Here is a 19,744-nt window from a genome sequence, read left to right on the forward strand (position 1 = left end):
TTCCCTATCCTGTCAGGATCATCGATGCGGCGCGCTCGGCGATCATGATCGTCGGCGCGTTGGTGTTGCCCGAGACCATCTTTGGAAAGACCGAGGCGTCGGCGACGCAAAGCCCATCCAGCCCATGCACCTTCATCGACGCGGGATCGACGACGGCCATGGCGTCGGTGCCCATCCGGCAGGTGCTGGTCGGATGATAGAGCGTCGTGCAGTGGCCGCGAATATACTGCGCGATCTCGGCATCGCTCTCGCATTCGGCGCTTGGCGTGATCTCGCCGGTCAGCATCTCGGCAAGCGGCGACTGCGCCGCGATCCGGCGGCTGATGCGGATGCCTTCGACCAGCGTGGCGATGTCCGAGCCGTCCTCGTCGCTGACGAAGTAGCGTGGGTCGATCGCCGGATATTCGATAGGATTGGCCGAGCGCAGGCGGATCTCGCCGCGGCTGTCCGGCCGCTGCAGCGTGGTGTGAAGCGTGATGCCGGGCTTCGACGACAGGAACCGCACATAGTCGCGGTGCGGGCTGATGGCGCCGTAAAGCTGCAGGTCCGGTTCGACATCGGGCCGGCTCTTGACGAAGCCGCCGGCCGCCACCCAGGGCGAGGAGCGCGGGCCGCTGCGCGAGGTCTGCCACTCCGCAAAATCGCGCTGCAGCGTCTCGTCGGTCCAGGCACCGACGCCGATCCTGTCCTTGGTGTAGAAGGTGATCGGAATGTTGATGTGGTCCTGCAGATCCTTGCCGACACCCGGCAGATCATGGACGGGATCGACGCCGACGCTCCTGAGTTCGTCTGCCGGGCCGATGCCCGAAAGCAGCATCAGCTGGCAACTGCCGATCGAGCCCGATGACAGCACGACCTCGCTGCCGGCGAACGCGGTCTCCGGCACGCCGTCGACCAGATAGCGGATACCCTTGACCCGGCCCTTCTCGATGATCAGGCCCGTCGCCAGCACACCGGTTTTCACGGTCAGGTTGGGGCGTTCCCGCGCCGGGCGCAGATAGGCCTTGCCGGTGCCCCAGCGTTCGCCGTTCTTGATGGTGAACTGGAAGAGCCCGACGCCTTCCTGCTCGACCCCGTTGAAATCGCGGTTGTGCTTGTAGCCGGCGGCCTTGCAGGCTTCGATCCAGGCGAGCTCGTTGGGATCGACATGCCCGACATTGCCGATATGCAGCGGCCCGTCGGCGCCGTGCAGCGGATCGTTGCCAAGCTCGGCGTTGCTTTCGCTGGCCTTAAACACCGGCAGCACGTCGGCCCACGCCCAGCCGGGGCAGCCCATGGCGGCCCAGCCATCATAGTCGGACGGCAGGCCGCGAATGTAGATCATCGCATTCAGCGCGCCGGAACCGCCGATCATCTTGCCGCGCGGCCAGAACACCCGCCGGCCGCGGCAGCCGGCCTGTGGCTCGGTGTAATAGCCCCAATCGACGGCGGTGTTGAACATGGTCGGCCAGTCCGACGGCACGTCCGAGGCGAGCGGCGCCTCGCGGCCGGCCTCCAGCAACAGCACCTTGCGGGTGGGATCGGCGCTGAGCCGGTTCGCCAGCACGCAGCCGGCCGAGCCGGCACCCACTATGATCGTGTCGAACATCGTCAGTCTCTCATTTTCCGGCCGGAGCCGGGCTTTGCACAATGTTGCTGCCCGTTGGGCCGGTGCGCCTGCGCGCCAGCCAGCGGACAAGATCGCCAAAGCGGCCCACCAGCCCCTTCGGCATCAGCACCACCGACAGCGCGATGATCAGGCCGAGGCCAAGCGTGCGGAACTCGCCGCTCTCGCGCATCAACTCGTCTGCCAGCACCAGAACCACCGTCCCGACCAGCGGCCCCCAGAACGTGCCGACGCCGCCGACCACGACGATGGCGATGATGAACATCAGCTGCGACATCGACAGCACGCCGGGGCCGATCGCCTGGAAATGCGCGGCGTAGAAACCGCCGGCCAGCCCGGTGAAGAAGGCTGAAATCCCGAACACCAGCAGTTGCGCCTGGAAGCGGTTGACGCCGCGCGCCACCGCATAGCCCGGATTGTCCTTGAGCGCCCTGAAGGCGAGGCCGATCGGGCTTTTGACGATCGCGTAGGTGAAGACCATGGTCGCAGCGAACAGCACAGCGATGATTGCGTAGTTGCCGACCAGCCACTGGGCCCTGAGCAAGGCCCTGGTGCCGAGATCGCCGAAGCGGGCAAAGCCGACGGCGCCGCCGGTGAACTGGCGGCATACCGAGCCGACCATGACGAAGCATTCGGTGTCGGTGACGATCAGCAGATACATGGTCTGTGCGATCGCCAGCGTCAGCAGCGCCACATAGACACCGGTCAGCCGCAGGCAGGCCAGGCCGACGACCAGCGAGAACAGCACGGCGCCGAGCGCGCCGGGCACAAGCGCCGCCCACACGTTCCAGCCGAAATAGAAGCAAAGCATTGCCGTCGCATAGCCGCCGAAGGCGAAGATCGCCATTTGCGCCAGCGAGAAGATGCCGGAGAAGCCGAACAAAAGATTCCACTGCGATGCGATCGTTGCATAAAACAGCGCCAGCACGACCTGGCCGAGGATGTAACGGCTGTCGATCATGAAGGGCAGCGCGATCGCCGCCGCGATCAGGAGCAGGCTGATGGCAAGATCGGTCTTTGCCGACCGGGACATGCGCGACATGGGTCTGGTGTCTGTCATGGTGCCCTCACATGCGCCGGATTTCGGCGCGGCCAAAGAGGCCCGACGGTCGCCAGATGAGCACGGCAATGACCACGAACAGCAGCGACGGAAAGCCCCAGCGGGCGCCGAGCGCATACTGGACAAAGGATTCGAGCAGCGCCAGGCCAAGCGCGGCGGCGACGGCGCCCGGCAGATTACCGAGACCGGCGACCACGCACATGATGAAGGCCTTCAGCATCGGGTCGTTGCCGAGCGGTGGCGACAATTGCGTCATCGACGACACCATGACGCCGCAAATGCCAGCGAGCGCGCCCGACAGCATCAGCACCTGCAGATAGACGCGGTTGACGGCGACGCCCATGAGCTGGGCCGCGTCACGGTTCTGCGCCGTTGCCCGGATCGCCCGGCCCATCCGCGTGCGGCCGAGCGCCAGCGAGACCACCACCATCATGACGACGACCACCGCGATGATCATCAGGTTCTGCCAGGGCAGCGTCAGCGGCCCAAGGCGAAAGGCGCCGGCGATCGAGACCGGCTGCTTCAGCGGCTGCCCGCCATAGATCAAAAGGATGGCGTTCTCCAGCGCGATGCCGATGCCGACCGTGGCGATCATGACGTTGGATTCGAATGTCGACTTGTCGTTCTTCAACAGGTTGCGAACGATCGCAAAATAAAGGATCGCGCCGGCCGCGGCACCCACCAGAATGGCGCCGGCAAAGCCGATCGCGATCGGCAGGCCGAGTGAGGTGATCACCGTGAAGGCGACGTAGCCGCCGAGCGTCAGCATCGCCGCGTGGGCCATGTTGAGCATGCCCATCGAACCCCAGACCAGCGACAGCCCGACCGTCGCCAGGGCATAGAGCGCACCGGAGGTGAAACCGGCGACGAGAATGGCCATGAGAACGTCGGTCATGGCGTCAGCCTCCAAGATAGGTTGCGAGGAGCTCGTCACGCGCCATCAGTTCGGCGGGCTTGCCCGACCAGACGATGGCGCCGTCGTCGAGCAGATGCAGGCGGTCGGCGAGATCCTCGACCCGCGCCGGATTCTCCTCCACCAGGAGGATGGTCCGGCCAACCTTGCTCAGTTCGGCAATGACGCCGTAGACCTGGTCGATGATCAGCGGCGCCAGGCCGAGCGACGGCTCGTCGATCAAAAGGATGCGCCCGCCCATCATCAGCCCGCGGCCGATGCCAGCCATGCGCCGTTCGCCGCCTGACAGGCTCGAGGCGATCTGGTTGCGGCGGTCGGCGAGCTTCGGCAAAAGCGTATAGACCTCGTCCAGCCGGCGCTTGATCTCGGCCTTGTCCGGCGCCAGATAGGCGCCCATCAGCAGGTTTTCGAGCACGCTCATCTGCGCAAACAGCATGTCGCCCTGCGGCACGTGAGCGACGCCCAGCATCGCCGTCTCATGCGGCTTTCCGGACAGACGCTGGCCGTCGATGCTGATCTGTCCGCCGCGCAGTGGCACCAAGCCGGAGATCGTCTTGAGCAGCGTCGATTTGCCATGGCCGTTGGGGCCGACGACGGTGACGAACTCACCGGCATTGACGGTGAGCGAAATACCCTTGAGCACCTCGAGGCCGTCATAGCCGGAGACGATGGCATCGAGCTGCAGGACAGGCGGTTTGGCGACTGCGCTCGTCATTGCGCCCCCTCGACCGGATTCGTGGCGGCCTGCTCGTCGAAGAATTTCTTCAAGCGCTTCTGCGTGCCCTGGCCGAGATAGGTTTCGACAACTGTCTGGTCCTCGGCGACCTTGTCCGGCTTGCCCTCGAAGATCACCTTGCCGTGGTGCATGATGATGACGCGGCTGGAGAGCGCCAGGAGAAAGCGCATGACGTGCTCGATCAGGACGATGGTCAGTCCCTGGTCGCGCAGTTTCAGCACCATCGCCATGATCTGGTCGATCTCGGCCACATTGAGCCCGCCGACCGGCTCGTCGAGGAACAGCATTTTCGGCCTGGTGGCGATGGCGCCGGCGATCATCAGGAGCTTGCGGTCGAGCACCGGCAGCCGCGCCACGGTCTCTTCCGCCTTGGCCGCAAGTCCGACGAAGTCCAGCGCCTCCATCGTCGCTTGCCGGACGTCCTCGCCGAGGCGAAAGCCGGCCAGCCTGCGTCGCTGGCGGCCGAAATAGGCGGCGATCTCGATGTTTTCGCGAACGGTCAAGCTGTCGAAGGCGGCATTGAGCTGGAAGGTCCGGGCCATGCCGAGCTGGCAGATGCGATCCGCTCCAAAGGCAGAAATGTCGGTGTCGCCGAAATGCACGCGGCCACCGCTGGCCGGGGTGATCCCGGTCACCACGTCGAAAAAGGTCGTCTTGCCGGCGCCGTTCGGCCCGCCAATGCCGACGATCTCGCCCGGATTGACCACCATCGACACGCCGTCGACGGCGGCCAGCGAGCCGAACCGCTTGACGACGCTGTCGCAGACCAGCATCGGCCCCGTGGCCTCAGTCATCTTTTTCGCCTGGCATCTCTTTTTTCACCTGCTGACAAGCGGTCGGGCGCGTGGCCCGGCCGATTGGTTTCGCTGCATCCCCGGTTCATTTGATCCATGGCGGCAGGACGAAGCTGTCCGTCGCATAGAGCACCGGCGCGATCAGCTTCGGATCGGTCTTGTAATCCTGATGCTGCAGGAACTGGTGCGGCATGCCAAGCGACGGGTCCGCCACCTGCGTTGGATAGCAGAAGGCCGACTGGCCCGCCGGATCGGCCCGGTAGGTGCCGTTGACCCCGCGATAGACCAGCCGTTTCAAGGCATTGGCCACCTTGGTGGTCTGCTCCTTGTTGAACGGCTCGCTCGGACCGCCGGCAATTGCCGCGGCAAGCGCCCACATCCACAGGCCGTCATGGGTCTGCGAACCGGTGATGTAGGCGGAGTTGGGACCGAATTTCGCCCGGTAACTCTCGCGGAACGACTTGGAGAAATCGTCCGGCAGGCAGCCGATCACCGTCGAATAGACGACGCCGTTGACCGCCTCGCCGCCGATCTCGCGGAAGGCCGGCAGCGATGGTCCGTATTGCATGTAGATCAGGCTGTTGATCGGCTCGGAAAGGAACTGGACCATGAACTGCGCCAGGTCCTGCGGCAGGAAATGCGTGACCAGGACCGCCGCCGGCGGGTCCTGACGAAGCTTCGCCAGCGTCGGTCCCCACTGGTTGGTCGGGAACGGAACGGTCTCGAACAGGCTGACCTCGAAGCCGTATTCGGCCGCCTTGTCGCGGATCGCGTTGGCGATGACGATCGAATATTCATTGGCCGACGGAATGATGGCGATCTTGTTGTTCGGCGCCTTCCATTTGCCGTCCGCGGCAAGCGTCTTGAGGAAGTTCAGGCAGCCGGGGCCATACCAGAATTCCGGCGGGTCGCCCTGGAAGGAGCTGTAATAGCGCTCCGGGTCGGTCTTGAACTTTTCATTGTGCGAAATCAGCGTGTTGTAGTGCATCATGATGACGTCGTTGTCGGCGGCGACGTCCATCTCGATCATGTTGGTGCCGAGATTGTAGCCGTTGATGATGACCGGCGCCTCGAAACGGTCGATCAGGCGCTGCATCGACTGGCTGACGAGATCGGCGCCCATTTCCTTGGTGTCTTCGATGTGGATTTCGACAGGCCGGCCGAGAATGCCGCCCGCCGCGTTGATCTCTTCGGCGGCGAGGTCGAGGCCGTTCTTGAATTCGATGCCGTCGGCGGCCGCGATGCCGGACATCGGCAGGGCGGAGCCGACCGGAATCGGCGTGGCGTCCTGGGCCATCGCCGCATTGTTCATGTCGGCAAGAAGAGCGGCACCGGCGCCCGCGCCGACCACACTTTGCAGCATTGCACGTCTGTTGATCATGGCAAATTCCCCTTTTTGTCGTCGGTTAGAGTCTTTTCTTCATGCGAAATCTCTCACGCGAAACGCCTGCGTCATGGGCCGAAGGGCGGCCTCGAGGTCGGCGGCCGCCGAAAGCACGCGGGCATCGTCGCCGCGCGCTCCGATGATCTGGAAACCGACCGGCAGGCCGCCCGCCGTCATGCCGCAAGGAATGACGCAGGCCGGTTGCTGGCTGAGATTGATCGGGTAGCTGAACGCCGCCCATTCGGTCCAGCGCGACAGGCCGCTGCCCGAGGGTACTTCAAGCCCAACGTCGAAGGCAGGAATCGATGTTCCCGGCGAAACGATGAAATCATAGGTGTCCAGCAGGCGGTCCATGGCGGCGCCGAATTCGCCGCGACGGATCTGCGCGGCGACCAGCGTCGCGGCGTCGAACGCCGCCCCGGCCCGGGCGATCTCCAGGAAACCCGGATCGATGCCTGTCCGTTCGTTCTCGGGGATCAGCGCCAGCCGCGCGGCAGCGCCGGTGAACCAGTGGGACTGGAAAAGTTCGAGAAGATCATCGCCCGGAAGATCAACCGGTTCGACCGTCGCGCCAAACGCGCCGAAATGCGTCAGCGCCTGGGAAATCGTCGTGGCGACCTCGCCATCCAGCGCGCCGGACGGCGGCTTCGACCAATAGCCGATCCGGGCCCCCTGCAGCGTCTCCTCGATCCGGCCAAGCGGCGCCAGAATTCCCGCGCCCTGCTGCCAGTCGTTGATATCTCGGCCCGACATGGCGCACGCCATGATGGAAAGATCACCCGCTGACCGCGCCATCGGTCCAATATGGGCCACGGTTCCGAACGCGCTCGACGGATAGGCCGGCACGCGGCCGAAAGTCGGCTTCAATCCGGCAATGCCGGTGAAGGAGGCCGGGATGCGGATCGACCCGCCGCCATCGGTGCCGAGGTGAAAGACGCCGGCTCCGGTGGCGGCCACCACCGCCGCGCCACCCGAAGATCCGCCGGGCGTCTTTTCGGCATTCCAGGGATTGCGCGTGATGCCGCAGAGCCCGCTGTCGGTGATCGCCTTCCAGCCGAATTCGGGCGTCGTCGTCTGTCCGATGAAGACGGCGCCTGCTCGGCGCAGCAGGGCAACGGCTGGCGCGTCCCTGTCGCAAGGCGCGGCCGATGTGGTCCTGCTGCCATAGCGCACGCTCCAGCCCTCGACCCAGACGATGTCCTTGAGCGTCGTCGGTATTCCGTCGGCCGGCGATAGTGGCTCGCCTGCCCGCCAGCGTTTCCCGGAGGCGCCGGCGGCCTCGATCGCAGCCTTGCGGTCGATCATGGTGAAGGCATTGAAAAGCGGATTGATCGCTTCGGCGCGGTCGAGTGCCGCCATCGTCACCTCGACGGGCGACAGTGCACCGGCGCGGTAGGCGGCGTTAAGCTCCGCCGCGCTCAGGCGGCACAGATCGTCGGCGTCGGCAATGGGAGAGATCCCATTCGGCATGCAGTTCGAACCCCTCGTTCCATGGCCGCTCTTCCGGCGGCCTTGTCAGAAGAGGCAGTGTGGCGGGTTTCTGCATTTCCACAAAATGTATTATTGAGAGTAATATGCGCCATAAAATGCAACAATGGAATTGCCATGAACCTGACCATCCGGCAGTTGCGCTATGTCTGCGAGGTTGCCCGCCTCGGCAGCGTGCTGGCGGCGTCCAAGTCGCTCTACATTTCACAGTCCTCCATCCTGGCGGCGATCACGCTTGCCGAAGCCGAGATGGGGGCTCGCCTTTTCGACAGGCGGCCGGCACGCGGCGTCTCCATCACGCCGGCCGGCCAACGCTTCGTCGCCGCCGCCCGCGTCATGCTGGCGGCGGAAACGGAGTTCAACCGGTCCATCGGCGATCTCAGCGGCCGCGTGCCGAAAGTCCTGCGCATCGGCTGTTTCGAACCGTTCGGGGCGCTGTTCATGCCGGAAATGCTGCGCAGCTACCTGGACAGCGTCGGCGATGTCGAGATCGACCTGGTCGAGGCCGATCAGGTTCAGTTGCAGGAGCGGCTTGTCGCCGGTCAGATCGACCTGGCCATTCTCTACGACATCGGCCCGATCGGCATCGACAGCATCACCCGCATCTGCAAGGTGCCGGCGCACGCCGTGCTCAATGCGGACGATCCCCTCGCCGCGCGCGACGGCATCTGGCTGGCGGAACTGGCGGCGCGGCCGCTGGTGCTGCTCGATCTGCCGCACACGGCGACCTATCTCCTGACCCTGTTCGACGTGCTGGCGAAACGACCGGAGGTGCGCTTTCGCACGCGCTCCTACGAGACGGTCCGCTCGGCCGTCGCCTCCGGCTTCGGCATGGCCATCCTCAACATGCGGCCGATCGGCCGCGCCACCGCCGACGGCGACGGGATCGTTCGAAAACCGATCTTCGACGAATTGCCGCCGCCGACGCTGATCGTCGCCGACATGTACGGTTCGGCAAAGCCGCTGTTCGTGCGTGTCTTCATCGAGATATTCCACCGCTTCTTCAACACGGTCGGCCCATCGGGCTTTTCGGTGACGACGCCGGAGCGCGAGCCTTTGCTGCTGGTTGCCAGCGAGGGCTGACGCGATCCTTTTCACGCTCACGCGATCGTGCGAGCAATCGTCGGCCGAGCGACTGTGGGAATTGAGCGAGCGCTCTATATGGTCCTCTGGCAATAGTCCTGACGCACACGAACCTGACACTATCCGGAGATCTCATCCATGACCTTGAGCACACGCAAGCTGGGCAGCCAGGGGCTGCAGGTATCGGTGATCGGCCTCGGCTGCATGGGCATGAGCCAATCCTACGGCCCGGCCGACGAGGCGGAATCGATCGCCACCCTGCACCGCGCCATCGAACTCGGCTGCACCTTCCTCGATACGGCTGAAGTCTATGGCCCGCACACCAACGAGGAATTGCTCGGGCGTGCGCTGAAGGGCCGGCGCGACGAGGTGACGATCGCCACCAAATTCGGCTTCCGTATCGAAAACGGCAAGCAAATCGGCACCGACCGCGACAGCCGGCCGGAGCACATCCGGGAGGCGGTGGAAGGTTCGCTCAGCCGGCTCGCCACCGACCATATCGATCTGCTCTACCAGCATCGGATCGACCCGGCCGTGCCGATCGAGGATGTGGCCGGTGCTGTCGGCGAGCTGATCACTCAGGGCAAGGTGCGCTTCTTCGGCCTGTCGGAGGCCGGCGCCGCCAACATCCGCCGGGCACACGCCGTGCATCCGGTAACGGCGGTGCAGAGCGAATATTCGCTTTGGGAACGCAATCTGGAGCCGGAGATCATTCCACTGCTCAGTGAACTCGGCATCGGCCTGGTGCCGTTCTCGCCGCTTGGCCGCGGTTTCCTCACCGGCGACGTCAAGCGCGCCGAAGACTACCCGGAGGGCGACTTCCGCCGCGGCGACCCGCGCTACCAGGGAGCCAACTACGACGCCAATGTGCAGGCGGCCGGCGTTGTCCGTGACATCGCCACGGCCAAGGGCGTCAAGCCCGGCCAGATCGCTCTGGCCTGGCTGCTGCACAAGGGCGGCGACTTCGGGCTGGACATCGTGCCGATTCCCGGCACCAAGCGCCGAAAATATCTCGAGGAGAACGTCGCTGCCGCGGCGATAAAACTCGACGACGACGCAATGCAGGCGCTCGACGCGGCGCTGGCGCCGGGCAAGGTCGCCGGGCCCCGCTACAACGAGCGCATCATGGCGATGGTCGATCGGTAGGTGGCATCTACAGCAGCTTCGCCAGTTCGGCGGCGTGGCGGATGGCAAGCAACGCATCGCGGTTTGTCACGGGATAGCCGGCGATGAAGCGTTCGACCGAAAAGCCCGGGAATTCAGCGTTCAAGCGAGCTGCGATCCTGGCCGCCTCGCCGGTCTCACCCAAAGCTGCATGCGAAAGCGCCAGGAACATCAGCACGTCCGGCGACTCCGGCGAACTCCTGCGGAGCGCCGCGATGGCTTCGCGATGCTTGCCCGCAGCAAACAGGATGCGGCCCTGCATGCCGAAATACCAGGGCGGGGCCAGTGGGTTGAGACGCATGGCGCGCTCGATGAGCGGGATCGCCTCGGACGGATCGCCGACGACAAGCGCCCTGCCGCCGGCCAGCAGCGTCAGTATGCCGGCATGGTGGGAGCCGTATTCGAAAGCGCGCCGATGCGCGCGCTCCGCCCCTTCGAGATCGCCGAAGCATGCCCTGAGATTGACAAGGCAAGCATAGGCGCAGCTGTCCGTCGGGTCGAGCCGCAGCGCATTTTCGACCGCCGTCCGCCAGTTCTCGATCGACGTCAGCACGTCGTCGCCAAAGCCGTTGCAGGCCTCGATCGAATAGGCATAGGCGAGTTCGGCCCAGCCGTTGGCGAAGGTAGGGTCAAGCTCCAGCGCGCGTGAAAACAGACGGATCGCCTCGGCATTGCCAGCGTGGCTGAACGTGGTGTGCTGTTCGAGGGCGAGCAAGTAATAGTCATAGGCCCTCAAACTGGCCGGCGGCTTGCGCCGAACCGCGTTGCGGCCCACGGTAGCCAGCGTTCCGTAACTGCCGGCGAACACATTGATGATGCTTTCGGTCAGGCTGTCCTGCAGCGTAAAAATATCCTCGACCGGGCGGTCGTAGCGCTCCCTCCACAGGCTGACGCCGTTGCCCGCGTCGGCAAGCTCAATCGTCAAGCGAATCCTCTGGTCGTCCGCGCGCAACTGGCCAGACATGATATAGGTGACACCAAGCGCCTTGCCGTCCGCCGCGAAGTCGGCCGGCTTGCTGTTCAGCGATTTCATCGTGTGGAAGGCGATGACAGGCAGACCCGCGTACCGTGCCAGGTCGATGGTAATGTCCGACGACAGGCCGTCGGCAAAGCGGCGCCACCGCTCTTCGGAATTCAGGCATTCGATCGGGAATATGGCGAGCACCGGCGGGGCGCCCGACAAGGACGGAGCCTGTGCGGAGGAAGCGCCGGCAAAGTACGCCGCGAGCTCGATCTTGGTACGCACCCCGAGTTTTTCGTAGATGGTCGCAAGGTGCGTGCGAACAGTGGTCGGCGCAATGAAAAGTGCCTCGCCGATCTCGCGGTAGGTCATGCCGGCTGCGAATTTTTCCGCAACCGCGCGCTCGCGCCCCGACAAGGCATCGAGCGTCTGCGCTTTCGACGTGTCGTTGAGCAGCATGGTAAAGCCTGTCCCAGGACAGAATACTACAAATGCAGGAGATCGAATACTGCATCTGCCCGATCCCGCCGCAGGCGCACAGGCTGCAAGATCGCCCCCGGCAACAAGCTGCAATCAGGGGAGGTTTCCATGCGTCCTGTGTCCATAATGCTGGCATGCACGATCGTGAGTTTTTCCGCCGCCCAGTCGCCGTCGTTCGCAAGAGGATGCAGGCAGGTGCTGGAATCGGATGTGAAAATCACGAGCATGCGCCTCTATGCCGACATCCTGGCCAATGCCGCCCGCAACGGCTGGGACTACACGCCTGAATCGATCGTCAGCGGCTCAAAGCGGCATTTCGAGGAGATGAAGCTCCAGTTGAACGACGCCGGCTATGAGATAGTCCCCGTCGGCGCCCGCCTTTATTGCAAACGGTTGGATAAGCTGGCCGTCCGCTAGCAATCAGCAATCCGCTCCTCTGCAGCGCAAGCTTTTCGAGACATTGATATGTCGAGGGCCAACTGTCTGGCTGCTGCCTTTTGGGGCTTCGGCAATATCGCGCAGAAAACCGTGCTGGACCACCTCGATCCACTCAGCGCCGTGGGCATGCGCTGCCGTCCGCCGGCCATGCCGCGGTAATCGTCAGCACAGAGAGCGTGTTCGGAGCGGTTGGCGCAGCCATATTCTTGGGCGTCGTCAGCCGGAGCAGTCGGTGCTGCGGTTGTATTTGGATCGATCACCTTGCTGTCGCTGACGACCGAAACCAGCAAGCCGGCGGTGGCAGACTGAGAAACAGCCTCGGGAGGGTCCCGCGAACCTCTGCGAAGCGCCGAAGGACAAGCCGGGGACCGGACCGGCGCCGAATCTCGCCTGTTCTTGCGCAAACCTCCGGCCTTGGCTAGCATCCGGCCCGCCGGCACCGAGCGGAGGAGAACGTCGCGGTGGACCGGCTGGAGCGCCGTTGCGTCCCCATGGGCGCTCAAAGGACACTCCATTTTTGAATCGACGCATGAGCCTGCCGGAGACCATTCCGGCTTTCTGGGGCGTGCGTTCATGTGGAGGAGACTAAATCGATGAACAGACGTGAGTTCCTGCTGTCGTCCGTGGCGATGGGCACATTGGCGCTGGCCGCTCCGCAACTTGCCGTTGCTCAGGACAAGCTGACCATCCTGGGTTCGGTGCCGAGCCTCGGCTTTCCGTTCTTCGTTCACATGCTGAACCAGATCAAGGCGGAGGCGCAGGCGCAGGGCGTCAACCTGACCGAGAGCGACGGCCAGAATTCGGCACCCAAGCAGACCGCCGATATCGAGGCGGCGCTTGTCCAGAAGGTCGACGCCATCGTCATCTCGCCGCTCGACGTCAACGCGCTGGCGCCGGCAATCGAGCAAGCGGTCCAGGCCGGCATTCCCGTCGTCACCATCGACCGCCGTGTCGATGGCGTCGAAGGCATCCTCGCCCATGTCGGCGCCGACAATGTCAAGGGCGGCGAGGCCGAAGCGCAGGCCATGGTGGCGGCGTTCCCGAACGGCGCCAAGATCTTCCATTTGCAGGGACAGCCCGGCGCCGGCCCGGCGATCGACCGCAACAAGGGCGTGCACAACGTTCTCGACCCGCTGAAAGACAAGTACCAGATCGTCTTCGAGCAGACCGCCAACTTCGCCCGCGCCGAGGCGCTCTCCGTCACCGAAGCCGGCCTTGCCGCCAACGGCAAGCCCGACGCGATCATCTGCGCCAATGACGATATGGCGCTTGGCGCGGTTGAAGCCTGCGCGGCGCGCAACTTCACCGACGTCAAGATTTACGGCTTCGATGCGCTTCCCGAAGCGCTGGTCGCCGTGCGCGACGGCAAGCTGGCCGGCACGGTCGAACAGTTCCCCGGCGAGCAGTCGCGCACGGCGGTGCAGATCGCGGTCGCCTATGCCAAGGACAAGACCGAGCCGAAGGAAAAGCTCGTGCTGCTGACGCCGATCGTCATCGGCAAGGACAATCTCGACAAGGCGGAAAGGCTGGGCGAGACGAAGTAGGCCAATTGGCAAGGCCGGCGGGACAGCACCCCCCTCTGGCCTGCCGGCCATCCCCCCCCGCAAGGGGTTCAGCGCCTCGCTCATTCCTGCCATGTCGGAGATTGGCGAAAGCTTGAATGAAGTCCGATCTCCCCCCCTTGCGGGGGAGATGTCCGGCAGGACACAGAGGGTGTTCAAGCGCGGCGTGAACAACTGCATCGAAGGAGCATCCTTTGCCAGCCGAAGCCTTGGAGCCATCACAGAGCCCCGCCCTCCTCGTCGTCGAGGGCGTGACCAAGCGCTTTGCCGGCGTGACCGCGCTGAGCGACGTCTCGCTCGAGGTTCGGCCCGGCGAGATTCTCGGCCTGCTCGGCGAGAACGGCGCCGGCAAGTCGACGCTGCTCAAGATTCTGTCCGGCGTGATGCCGCCCTCCAGCGGCCGCATCGTCTTCGACGGCGTCGAATTTGCTCCCCACAATCCGCAGGATGCCAAGCGCCTCGGCATCGTCACCATCTATCAGGAACTGAGCCTGATCCCGACGCTGACGGTGGCGGAGAACATCTTCATCGGCCGCGCGCCGCTTGGCCCGCTCGGGCTGGTCAGCTGGCGGAAGATGGAGGAAGACTCACGCGCCATCATCGCCCGCGTCGGCCTGGACCTTGACCCCGAGACGCCGGTGTCAGCACTGTCGGTGGCCGAGCAGCAGCTCGTCGAGATCGCCCGCGCGCTGTCGCTGGAGAGCCGCCTCATCATCATGGACGAGCCGACCTCGGCGCTGACCGAATCCGAAGTTCAAAAGCTGATGTCGATCATGGACCGGCTGCGCAAGGATGGCGTCGCCATCATGTTCGTCACCCATCGGCTGGAAGAGGCCTCTGCCATTTGCGACCGCATGACGGTGTTGCGCGACGGCAGGCTGGCCGGCCATCTCGACCGTGATGGCGGGCCGATCAAGCTGCCCAGGATCATCGAGAAGATGGTCGGCCGCGCCGCCTCCGAGCTTTACGCCAGGCCGACGCAGCGCGACGTCGCCGGCGACGTCAGGCTCTCGGTGCGCGGCCTGCGCACGGTGCGCGATCCGCAGGCGCCGCACGCCATCGTGCTCGAAGGCGTCGACCTCGACCTCAAGGCGGGCGAGATCCTCGGTGTCGCCGGCCTCGTCGGCTCCGGCCGCACCGAGCTCGCCCGCGCCATCTTTGGTGCCGACCGCATTGCCGCCGGCACCATCACGCTCGACGGCAAGCCGATCGCGCCTGAAACACCCGCCGATGCCATCAGACTCGGCATCGGCCTGGTGCCGGAAGACCGCAAGCATCAGGCGATCTTCGCCACGCTCGGCATCCTCACCAACTTTTCCATCGCCGCACTCGGCCGCTACTCCAACGCCGCCGGCTTCATGACCGAGCGGCGCGAGCGCGAGGCGCTGGCAAGCTACAGGAAGACGCTGTCGATCCGCATGGCCTCGCCCGAGCAGCCTATCGAGGGTCTGTCCGGCGGCAACCAGCAGAAGGTCATCCTCGCCCGCTGGCTGGCGCGCGATCCCAAGGTGCTGATCGTCGATGAACCGACGCGCGGCGTCGATGTCGGCGCCAAGGCCGAAGTGCACCAGATCCTGGTGCAGCTCGCCGAGCGCGGCATCGCCATCATGATGATCTCTTCGGAACTGCCGGAGGTGCTTGCGGTGTCGGACAGGATCGTCACCATGCGGCGCGGTCGCATCACCGGCGAGATGCCAGGCATCGAGGCGACTGAGGAAAAACTGATGGAACTGATGGCGCTCGATCAGAAGCAGGAAGCGACCCCATGAGCAGCACGACCGAACAAGCCCAGCGCGGCGGCATCAATGTCGCGCGCCTGTTGATGAGCTTCGGCCCGCTGATGTTCCTGGCGCTGCTGATCGTCGTCTTCACCGTCCTGAAGCCGAGCTTCATCGACCCCATCAACATCTTCAACATCATGCGGCAGATCTCGATCACCGGGCTGATTGCGCTCGGCATGACCTTCGTCATCCTCACCGCCGGCATCGATCTGTCGGTCGGCTCGCTGCTGGCCTTCTGCGGCATGGTCGCGGCGGTGGTGGCCAAGGGCGGCACCGCCAACACGCTGTCGCTTTCGACATCTGGCACCCAAGGCTATGGCTGGTTCGCAGCCCTTCTGGCCGCCGTGGTCGTCGGCGCCCTGGCCGGCGGCGTCCAGGGTTTTGCCATCACCAGGCTGAAGGTGCCGCCCTTCGTCGTCACGCTTGGCGGCCTCACCGTGTTTCGCGGCCTGACGCTGACGATCTCCAATGGCGGCCCGATCTCCGGCTTCGATGCCTCGATGCGCTGGTTCGGCACCGGGCTGATCGGCCCGGTCCCGGTTCCGGCGATCATTTTCGCGGCGGCGGCGATCCTCTGCCACATCGTGCTGCGCTACACGCGCTACGGCCGCGCGGTCTATGCCGTCGGCGGCAATGCCGAGGCGGCGCGGCTATCGGGCCTGCGCGTCGACCGCATCCTGATCTCCGTCTATGTCATCGTCGGCTTCTTCGCCGGCCTTGCCGCCTTCGTGCTCTCGGCCAGGCTCAATTCATCGGAAGCCGTCGCCGGCATCGGCTACGAGCTGACGGTGATTTCGGCCGTTGTCATCGGCGGCACCTCGCTGTTTGGCGGCATCGGCAGCGTCGGCGGCACGGTGGTGGGTGCGGCATTGATCGGTGTGCTGCAGAACGGGCTGCAGTTCAACAACGTCTCGTCCTACACCCAAAGCATCGTCATCGGCCTGATCCTCATCCTCGCCGTGGCGTTCGACCGCTGGCTGAAGTCGCGCGTGCGGCGGTGAGGCAGGCAAGGCGGCGGAACATCCCCTCTGTCCTGCCGGACATCTCCTCCTAGAGGGAGATTGGGTGTCACCTCGGCTTTCGCCAATCTCCAACGTTGGCCTGAAAGGCGCGTTCAGGCCGGAGCATTGACGCGCTGCGAACGCGTCGCCCAATCGACGATCGTCCCGCCCGCAACCCTGGTGCTCGTCTGCGGAGCGAGAAGATCGTTGCGGCGGGCAAACGCCATGAAGGTCGCCCGCGCCGTCTCGGCGTCGATCTCCCCGTCCATCGCGGCCCGGCAAGCCTTGGCCGCGATGTCATGCGCGGCCGTCCGGCTCGCCGCCGGCCAGTCGGACAGCAGCGCATAGGCTTCAGCCGCGCTTTCTATCCTGGTCGGGTTACCGAGGCCGGTGAGGATGGTGACCGGTTTTTCAAAAGAAGAACGATCCATGACACTCTCCTTTCGGGCTTCAACTGTCTCCGTTCCGGGTTCAAGAATCTGGCCGGGTTCAAAAATCTGGCCGGGTTCAGCTGTCGGGACTGCGCGAATTTCGGGCGCAGCTGACATCGGGCTGGGGAACGTAGCGTCGGCGCTCCGGCGCACCTGAGCGGCCGGCATGCTCGGCCGCGGCAGCGACTGATGCGCCTTGACCAGTGCCTCCAGCCAGGCCATCACGCTGACGGGCGGATGCTCGCGCCCGCAGAGCCAGTTCCTTGCCCTCGAAATCGGGTAGCCCGCCTCTTCGGCGAAATCTGTTTCCGACCATCTCAGCAGACGCAGACACTCACGCATCCGCGCCGGAATCATTTGCGCTCCTCCTTGCCGGCTCCCAATCGCTGAGCCGACAGGAACATCAGCGTGTAGGCTGCCTTTCGACGATCCCAACCGGCCGACTCGACCGCGTCCAGCAATCCGTCGACAAGCGGCTCCAGCGCCGTCTTGCACTCCGTTTCATAGTTGAAATCGGTCTTGGAAAGGGTCGGCGCCGCGATCTTTCCAAAACTGTTCATCATGTCCATGGCAACACCCTGCATGTGTTTGGTGGGCAAGGCCGTGCCCACCTTCGCGTCGGCGGGCACGGCCGTTTGTCCTTGGAAGCTTGGCGTCAGTAATCCATGCCGCCACCGGGCATTGCCGGCGCGGCCGCTTCCTTCCTCGGCTTCTCGGCCACCATCGCCTCCGTGGTCACCAGCAGGCCGGCAACTGAAGCGGCGCCCTGCAGCGCGGTGCGCACCACCTTGGCCGGATCGATGACGCCCTGTGAATACAGGTCGCCGAAGGTATTGGTCTGCGCGTTCCAGCCATAGCCGAAGTCGGTCTTCTCGCGCAGCTTGCCGACGATGATCGAGCCTTCCGCACCGGCGTTCTCGGCGATCTGGCGCACCGGAGCTTCGATCGCGCGACGCACGATCTCGACGCCGGTCTTCTGGTCGGGATTGTCGACGGCGACGCCGTCGAGCGCCTTCGCCGCCCTAAGCAACGCCACGCCGCCGCCGGGCAGGATACCCTCCTCGACCGCCGCGCGTGTGGCGTGCATGGCATCGTCGACGCGATCCTTGCGCTCCTTGACCTCGATCTCGGTGGAGCCGCCGACACGGATGACGGCGACACCGCCGGCGAGCTTGGCCAGCCGTTCCTGCAATTTCTCGCGGTCGTAGTTGGAAGTGGTTTCCTCGATCTGCGCCTTGATCTGGGTTATGCGCCCCTGGATCTCGTCCTTGCGGCCGGCACCGTCGACGATGGTGGTGTTCTCCTTCTCGATCAGCACCTTCTTGGCGCGGCCGAGCATCTCCAGTGTGACGTTCTCGAGCTTGATGCCGAGGTCTTCCGAGATCGCCGTGCCGCCGGTCAGGATGGCAATGTCTTCCAACATGGCCTTGCGGCGGTCACCAAAGCCCGGCGCCTTGACCGCTGCAACCTTCAGGCCACCGCGCAGCTTGTTGACGACCAACGTCGCCAGCGCCTCGCCTTCGACATCCTCGGCGATGATCAGCAGCGGCTTGCCCGATTGCACGGCGGCTTCGAGCACGGGAAGCATGGCCTGCAGATTGGAGAGCTTCTTCTCGTGGATCAGCACATAGGGCTCTTCGAGCTCGACGCGCATCTTGTCCTGGTTGGTGATGAAATAAGGCGAGAGGTAGCCGCGGTCGAACTGCATGCCTTCGACGACTTCGAGTTCGGTCTCGGCGGTCTTGGCCTCCTCGACGGTGATGACGCCCTCATTGCCGACCTTTTCCATCGCCTCGGCGAGGAAGCGGCCAATCTCGGCATCGCCATTGGCAGAGATGGCGCCGACCTGGGCGATCTCGTCGTTCCTGGTCACCTTGCGGGCATTGGATTTGAGGTCGGCGACAATGGCGTCGACCGCCTTGTCGATGCCGCGTTTCAGGTCCATCGGGTTCATGCCAGCGGCAACCGCCTTGGCCCCTTCCTGGACGATGGCCTGAGCCAGAATCGTCGCGGTCGTGGTGCCGTCACCAGCGGTGTCGCTGGTCTTCGAAGCCACCTCGCGCACCATCTGCGCGCCCATGTTCTCGAACTTGTCCTCGAGCTCGATCTCCTTTGCCACCGTGACGCCGTCCTTGGTGATCCGCGGGGCGCCGAACGACTTGTCGATAACGACGTTGCGGCCCTTGGGGCCTAGCGTCACCTTCACCGCATTGGCGAGGATATCGACGCCGCGCAGCATCTTCTCGCGCGCTTCGGTATGGAATTTCACTTCCTTGGCAGCCATTGGATAATTCCTTCAAATAGGCAGCTTTTCATTGACTGATTGCTTGTCGAGGCCCCGCTCAGGCGGCCTTCTGCATCTTGCCGGTGGCTTCGATCACACCCAGCACGTCGCTCTCCTTCATGATGAGCAGGTCCTCGCCATCGAGCTTGATCTCGGTACCCGACCATTTGCCGAACAGGATACGGTCGCCAACCCTGACATCCAACGGCTGCAACTGGCCGCTATCGTCGCGCGCGCCGGGGCCGGTGGCGATGACCTCGCCTTCCTGCGGCTTTTCCTTGGCAGTGTCCGGAATGATGATGCCGCCGGCGGTCTTCTCATCGACCTCGATGCGGCGGACCAGGATACGGTCATGCAACGGACGGAACGTCATGTTGTTCTCCTCTTGGACAAACAGGTTTTCGAAGGCCTCCAGACCGGACCGGCAATATCGGCCCGGCGCGGGGTGCGCGACCCTGGCACAGGCATCGCGCGCATATCGAATTAGTTTGGCACTCCGGGCTTTCAAGAGGGCGCTAAAAAAATTTTAGCACTCACCCACAAAGAGTGCCAATGCACTGTAATCATGGAGTTATTCA

Annotated in this window: 19 protein-coding genes; 6 read left to right on the plus strand and 13 right to left on the minus strand. The window is 64.5% G+C overall.

All coding sequences use genetic code 11. The annotated features are described in order from the left end of the window. Nucleotides 1-4 precede the first annotated feature (4 nt). The 7 genes from E5X88_RS02275 to E5X88_RS02305 all read right to left on the minus strand — a co-directional run bounded on the left by E5X88_RS02275 (nucleotide 5) and on the right by E5X88_RS02305 (nucleotide 7,963). Entirely contained in the window at nucleotides 5-1,588 is a 1,584-nt protein-coding gene (locus tag E5X88_RS02275) for a GMC family oxidoreductase N-terminal domain-containing protein (RefSeq protein WP_292157845.1), read from the minus strand. 10 nt (nucleotides 1,589-1,598) lie between these two features. Next, nucleotides 1,599-2,666 (minus strand): branched-chain amino acid ABC transporter permease, encoded by a 1,068-nt coding sequence (locus E5X88_RS02280; RefSeq protein WP_292157847.1) that lies wholly within the window; start codon nucleotides 2,664-2,666, stop codon nucleotides 1,599-1,601. 7 nt (nucleotides 2,667-2,673) lie between these two features. After that, a complete protein-coding gene (locus E5X88_RS02285; RefSeq protein ID WP_292157848.1) occupies nucleotides 2,674-3,561 on the minus strand; it encodes a branched-chain amino acid ABC transporter permease in 888 nt (295 codons plus the stop codon). A 4-nt stretch (nucleotides 3,562-3,565) separates the two neighbouring features. Further along, nucleotides 3,566-4,294: an ABC transporter ATP-binding protein gene (locus tag E5X88_RS02290; protein WP_292157849.1), complete on the minus strand. Its 729-nt coding sequence runs from the start codon at nucleotides 4,292-4,294 to the stop codon at nucleotides 3,566-3,568. Continuing rightward, nucleotides 4,291-5,109 carry an ABC transporter ATP-binding protein gene (locus tag E5X88_RS02295; RefSeq protein WP_292157850.1) on the minus strand — a complete coding sequence of 273 codons (819 nt, stop codon included), beginning with the start codon at nucleotides 5,107-5,109 and terminating at the stop codon, nucleotides 4,291-4,293. The genes E5X88_RS02290 and E5X88_RS02295 overlap by 4 nt, the downstream gene beginning before the upstream one ends. An 85-nt stretch (nucleotides 5,110-5,194) precedes the next feature. Further along, complete coding sequence (locus tag E5X88_RS02300) at nucleotides 5,195-6,490, minus strand: ABC transporter substrate-binding protein (protein WP_292157851.1); 1,296 nt, start codon at nucleotides 6,488-6,490, stop codon at nucleotides 5,195-5,197. 39 nt (nucleotides 6,491-6,529) lie between these two features. Continuing rightward, nucleotides 6,530-7,963, minus strand: coding sequence for an amidase (locus E5X88_RS02305; protein ID WP_292157852.1), 1,434 nt, complete (start codon nucleotides 7,961-7,963; stop codon nucleotides 6,530-6,532). Between the two features lie 135 nt (nucleotides 7,964-8,098). On the opposite strand from E5X88_RS02305, the gene E5X88_RS02310 reads away from it, so the two are divergent. Continuing rightward, nucleotides 8,099-9,064, plus strand: coding sequence for a LysR family transcriptional regulator (locus E5X88_RS02310; protein ID WP_292157853.1), 966 nt, complete (start codon nucleotides 8,099-8,101; stop codon nucleotides 9,062-9,064). Between the two features lie 138 nt (nucleotides 9,065-9,202). Continuing rightward, nucleotides 9,203-10,210, plus strand: coding sequence for an aldo/keto reductase (locus E5X88_RS02315; protein WP_292157854.1), 1,008 nt, complete (start codon nucleotides 9,203-9,205; stop codon nucleotides 10,208-10,210). Between the two features lie 7 nt (nucleotides 10,211-10,217). Here the strand turns inward: E5X88_RS02315 and E5X88_RS02320 are convergent, their stop codons facing one another. After that, nucleotides 10,218-11,648: a LuxR C-terminal-related transcriptional regulator gene (locus E5X88_RS02320; protein ID WP_292157855.1), complete on the minus strand. Its 1,431-nt coding sequence runs from the start codon at nucleotides 11,646-11,648 to the stop codon at nucleotides 10,218-10,220. A gap of 26 nt (nucleotides 11,649-11,674) precedes the next feature. After that, a complete protein-coding gene (locus tag E5X88_RS02325) occupies nucleotides 11,675-11,890 on the minus strand; it encodes a hypothetical protein (RefSeq protein ID WP_292157856.1) in 216 nt (71 codons plus the stop codon). On the opposite strand from E5X88_RS02325, the gene E5X88_RS02330 reads away from it, so the two are divergent. From E5X88_RS02330 to E5X88_RS02345, 4 genes are all read left to right on the plus strand, one after another. After that, complete coding sequence (locus tag E5X88_RS02330) at nucleotides 11,880-12,086, plus strand: hypothetical protein (RefSeq protein ID WP_292157857.1); 207 nt, start codon at nucleotides 11,880-11,882, stop codon at nucleotides 12,084-12,086. The genes E5X88_RS02325 and E5X88_RS02330 overlap by 11 nt on opposite strands. 614 nt (nucleotides 12,087-12,700) lie before the next feature. Beyond that, the gene (locus tag E5X88_RS02335; protein WP_292157858.1) at nucleotides 12,701-13,651 is read left to right on the plus strand and encodes a substrate-binding domain-containing protein; all 951 of its coding nucleotides are present in this window, start codon (nucleotides 12,701-12,703) and stop codon (nucleotides 13,649-13,651) included. Nucleotides 13,652-13,863: 212 nt separating this feature from the next. After that, on the plus strand, nucleotides 13,864-15,438 hold the full coding sequence (locus tag E5X88_RS02340) for a sugar ABC transporter ATP-binding protein (RefSeq protein WP_292157859.1): 1,575 nt from the start codon (nucleotides 13,864-13,866) through the stop codon (nucleotides 15,436-15,438). Continuing rightward, the gene (locus E5X88_RS02345) at nucleotides 15,435-16,451 is read left to right on the plus strand and encodes an ABC transporter permease (protein WP_292157860.1); all 1,017 of its coding nucleotides are present in this window, start codon (nucleotides 15,435-15,437) and stop codon (nucleotides 16,449-16,451) included. Before E5X88_RS02340 ends, E5X88_RS02345 begins: the two co-directional genes overlap by 4 nt. Before the next feature lie 113 nt (nucleotides 16,452-16,564). Here the strand turns inward: E5X88_RS02345 and E5X88_RS33605 are convergent, their stop codons facing one another. From E5X88_RS33605 to E5X88_RS02365, 4 genes are read right to left on the minus strand one after another with little or no spacing between them, the layout of a single operon-like run. After that, nucleotides 16,565-17,239: a DUF982 domain-containing protein gene (locus tag E5X88_RS33605; RefSeq protein ID WP_366664770.1), complete on the minus strand. Its 675-nt coding sequence runs from the start codon at nucleotides 17,237-17,239 to the stop codon at nucleotides 16,565-16,567. Next, complete coding sequence (locus E5X88_RS02355; RefSeq protein WP_292157861.1) at nucleotides 17,236-17,511, minus strand: hypothetical protein; 276 nt, start codon at nucleotides 17,509-17,511, stop codon at nucleotides 17,236-17,238. The genes E5X88_RS33605 and E5X88_RS02355 overlap by 4 nt, the downstream gene beginning before the upstream one ends. A gap of 26 nt (nucleotides 17,512-17,537) precedes the next feature. Further along, entirely contained in the window at nucleotides 17,538-19,166 is a 1,629-nt protein-coding gene (gene groL / locus E5X88_RS02360; RefSeq protein ID WP_292157862.1) for a chaperonin GroEL, read from the minus strand. A 58-nt stretch (nucleotides 19,167-19,224) separates the two neighbouring features. Then, the gene (locus E5X88_RS02365) at nucleotides 19,225-19,539 is read right to left on the minus strand and encodes a co-chaperone GroES (RefSeq protein ID WP_292157864.1); all 315 of its coding nucleotides are present in this window, start codon (nucleotides 19,537-19,539) and stop codon (nucleotides 19,225-19,227) included. Between the last annotated feature and the right edge of the window lie 205 nt (nucleotides 19,540-19,744).

The sequence above is a fragment of the Mesorhizobium sp. genome, assembly GCF_004962245.1.
In the GTDB taxonomy this organism is placed as follows: domain Bacteria; phylum Pseudomonadota; class Alphaproteobacteria; order Rhizobiales; family Rhizobiaceae; genus Mesorhizobium.

What these genes read in the sequence shown, in the direction of transcription:
- E5X88_RS02300 (WP_292157851.1), bottom strand. Translation starts at nt 6,490, where the DNA reads ATGATCAACAGACGTGCAATGCTGCAAAGTGTGGTCGGCGCGGGCGCC.
- E5X88_RS02295 (WP_292157850.1), bottom strand. Translation starts at nt 5,109, where the DNA reads ATGACTGAGGCCACGGGGCCGATGCTGGTCTGCGACAGCGTCGTCAAG.
- E5X88_RS33605 (WP_366664770.1), bottom strand. Translation starts at nt 17,239, where the DNA reads ATGATTCCGGCGCGGATGCGTGAGTGTCTGCGTCTGCTGAGATGGTCG.
- E5X88_RS02320 (WP_292157855.1), bottom strand. Translation starts at nt 11,648, where the DNA reads ATGCTGCTCAACGACACGTCGAAAGCGCAGACGCTCGATGCCTTGTCG.
- E5X88_RS02365 (WP_292157864.1), bottom strand. Translation starts at nt 19,539, where the DNA reads ATGACGTTCCGTCCGTTGCATGACCGTATCCTGGTCCGCCGCATCGAG.
- E5X88_RS02305 (WP_292157852.1), bottom strand. Translation starts at nt 7,963, where the DNA reads ATGCCGAATGGGATCTCTCCCATTGCCGACGCCGACGATCTGTGCCGC.
- E5X88_RS02275 (WP_292157845.1), bottom strand. Translation starts at nt 1,588, where the DNA reads ATGTTCGACACGATCATAGTGGGTGCCGGCTCGGCCGGCTGCGTGCTG.
- E5X88_RS02310 (WP_292157853.1), top strand. Translation starts at nt 8,099, where the DNA reads ATGAACCTGACCATCCGGCAGTTGCGCTATGTCTGCGAGGTTGCCCGC.
- E5X88_RS02280 (WP_292157847.1), bottom strand. Translation starts at nt 2,666, where the DNA reads ATGACAGACACCAGACCCATGTCGCGCATGTCCCGGTCGGCAAAGACC.
- E5X88_RS02345 (WP_292157860.1), top strand. Translation starts at nt 15,435, where the DNA reads ATGAGCAGCACGACCGAACAAGCCCAGCGCGGCGGCATCAATGTCGCG.
- E5X88_RS02315 (WP_292157854.1), top strand. Translation starts at nt 9,203, where the DNA reads ATGACCTTGAGCACACGCAAGCTGGGCAGCCAGGGGCTGCAGGTATCG.
- E5X88_RS02335 (WP_292157858.1), top strand. Translation starts at nt 12,701, where the DNA reads ATGAACAGACGTGAGTTCCTGCTGTCGTCCGTGGCGATGGGCACATTG.
- E5X88_RS02290 (WP_292157849.1), bottom strand. Translation starts at nt 4,294, where the DNA reads ATGACGAGCGCAGTCGCCAAACCGCCTGTCCTGCAGCTCGATGCCATC.
- E5X88_RS02285 (WP_292157848.1), bottom strand. Translation starts at nt 3,561, where the DNA reads ATGACCGACGTTCTCATGGCCATTCTCGTCGCCGGTTTCACCTCCGGT.
- groL (WP_292157862.1), bottom strand. Translation starts at nt 19,166, where the DNA reads ATGGCTGCCAAGGAAGTGAAATTCCATACCGAAGCGCGCGAGAAGATG.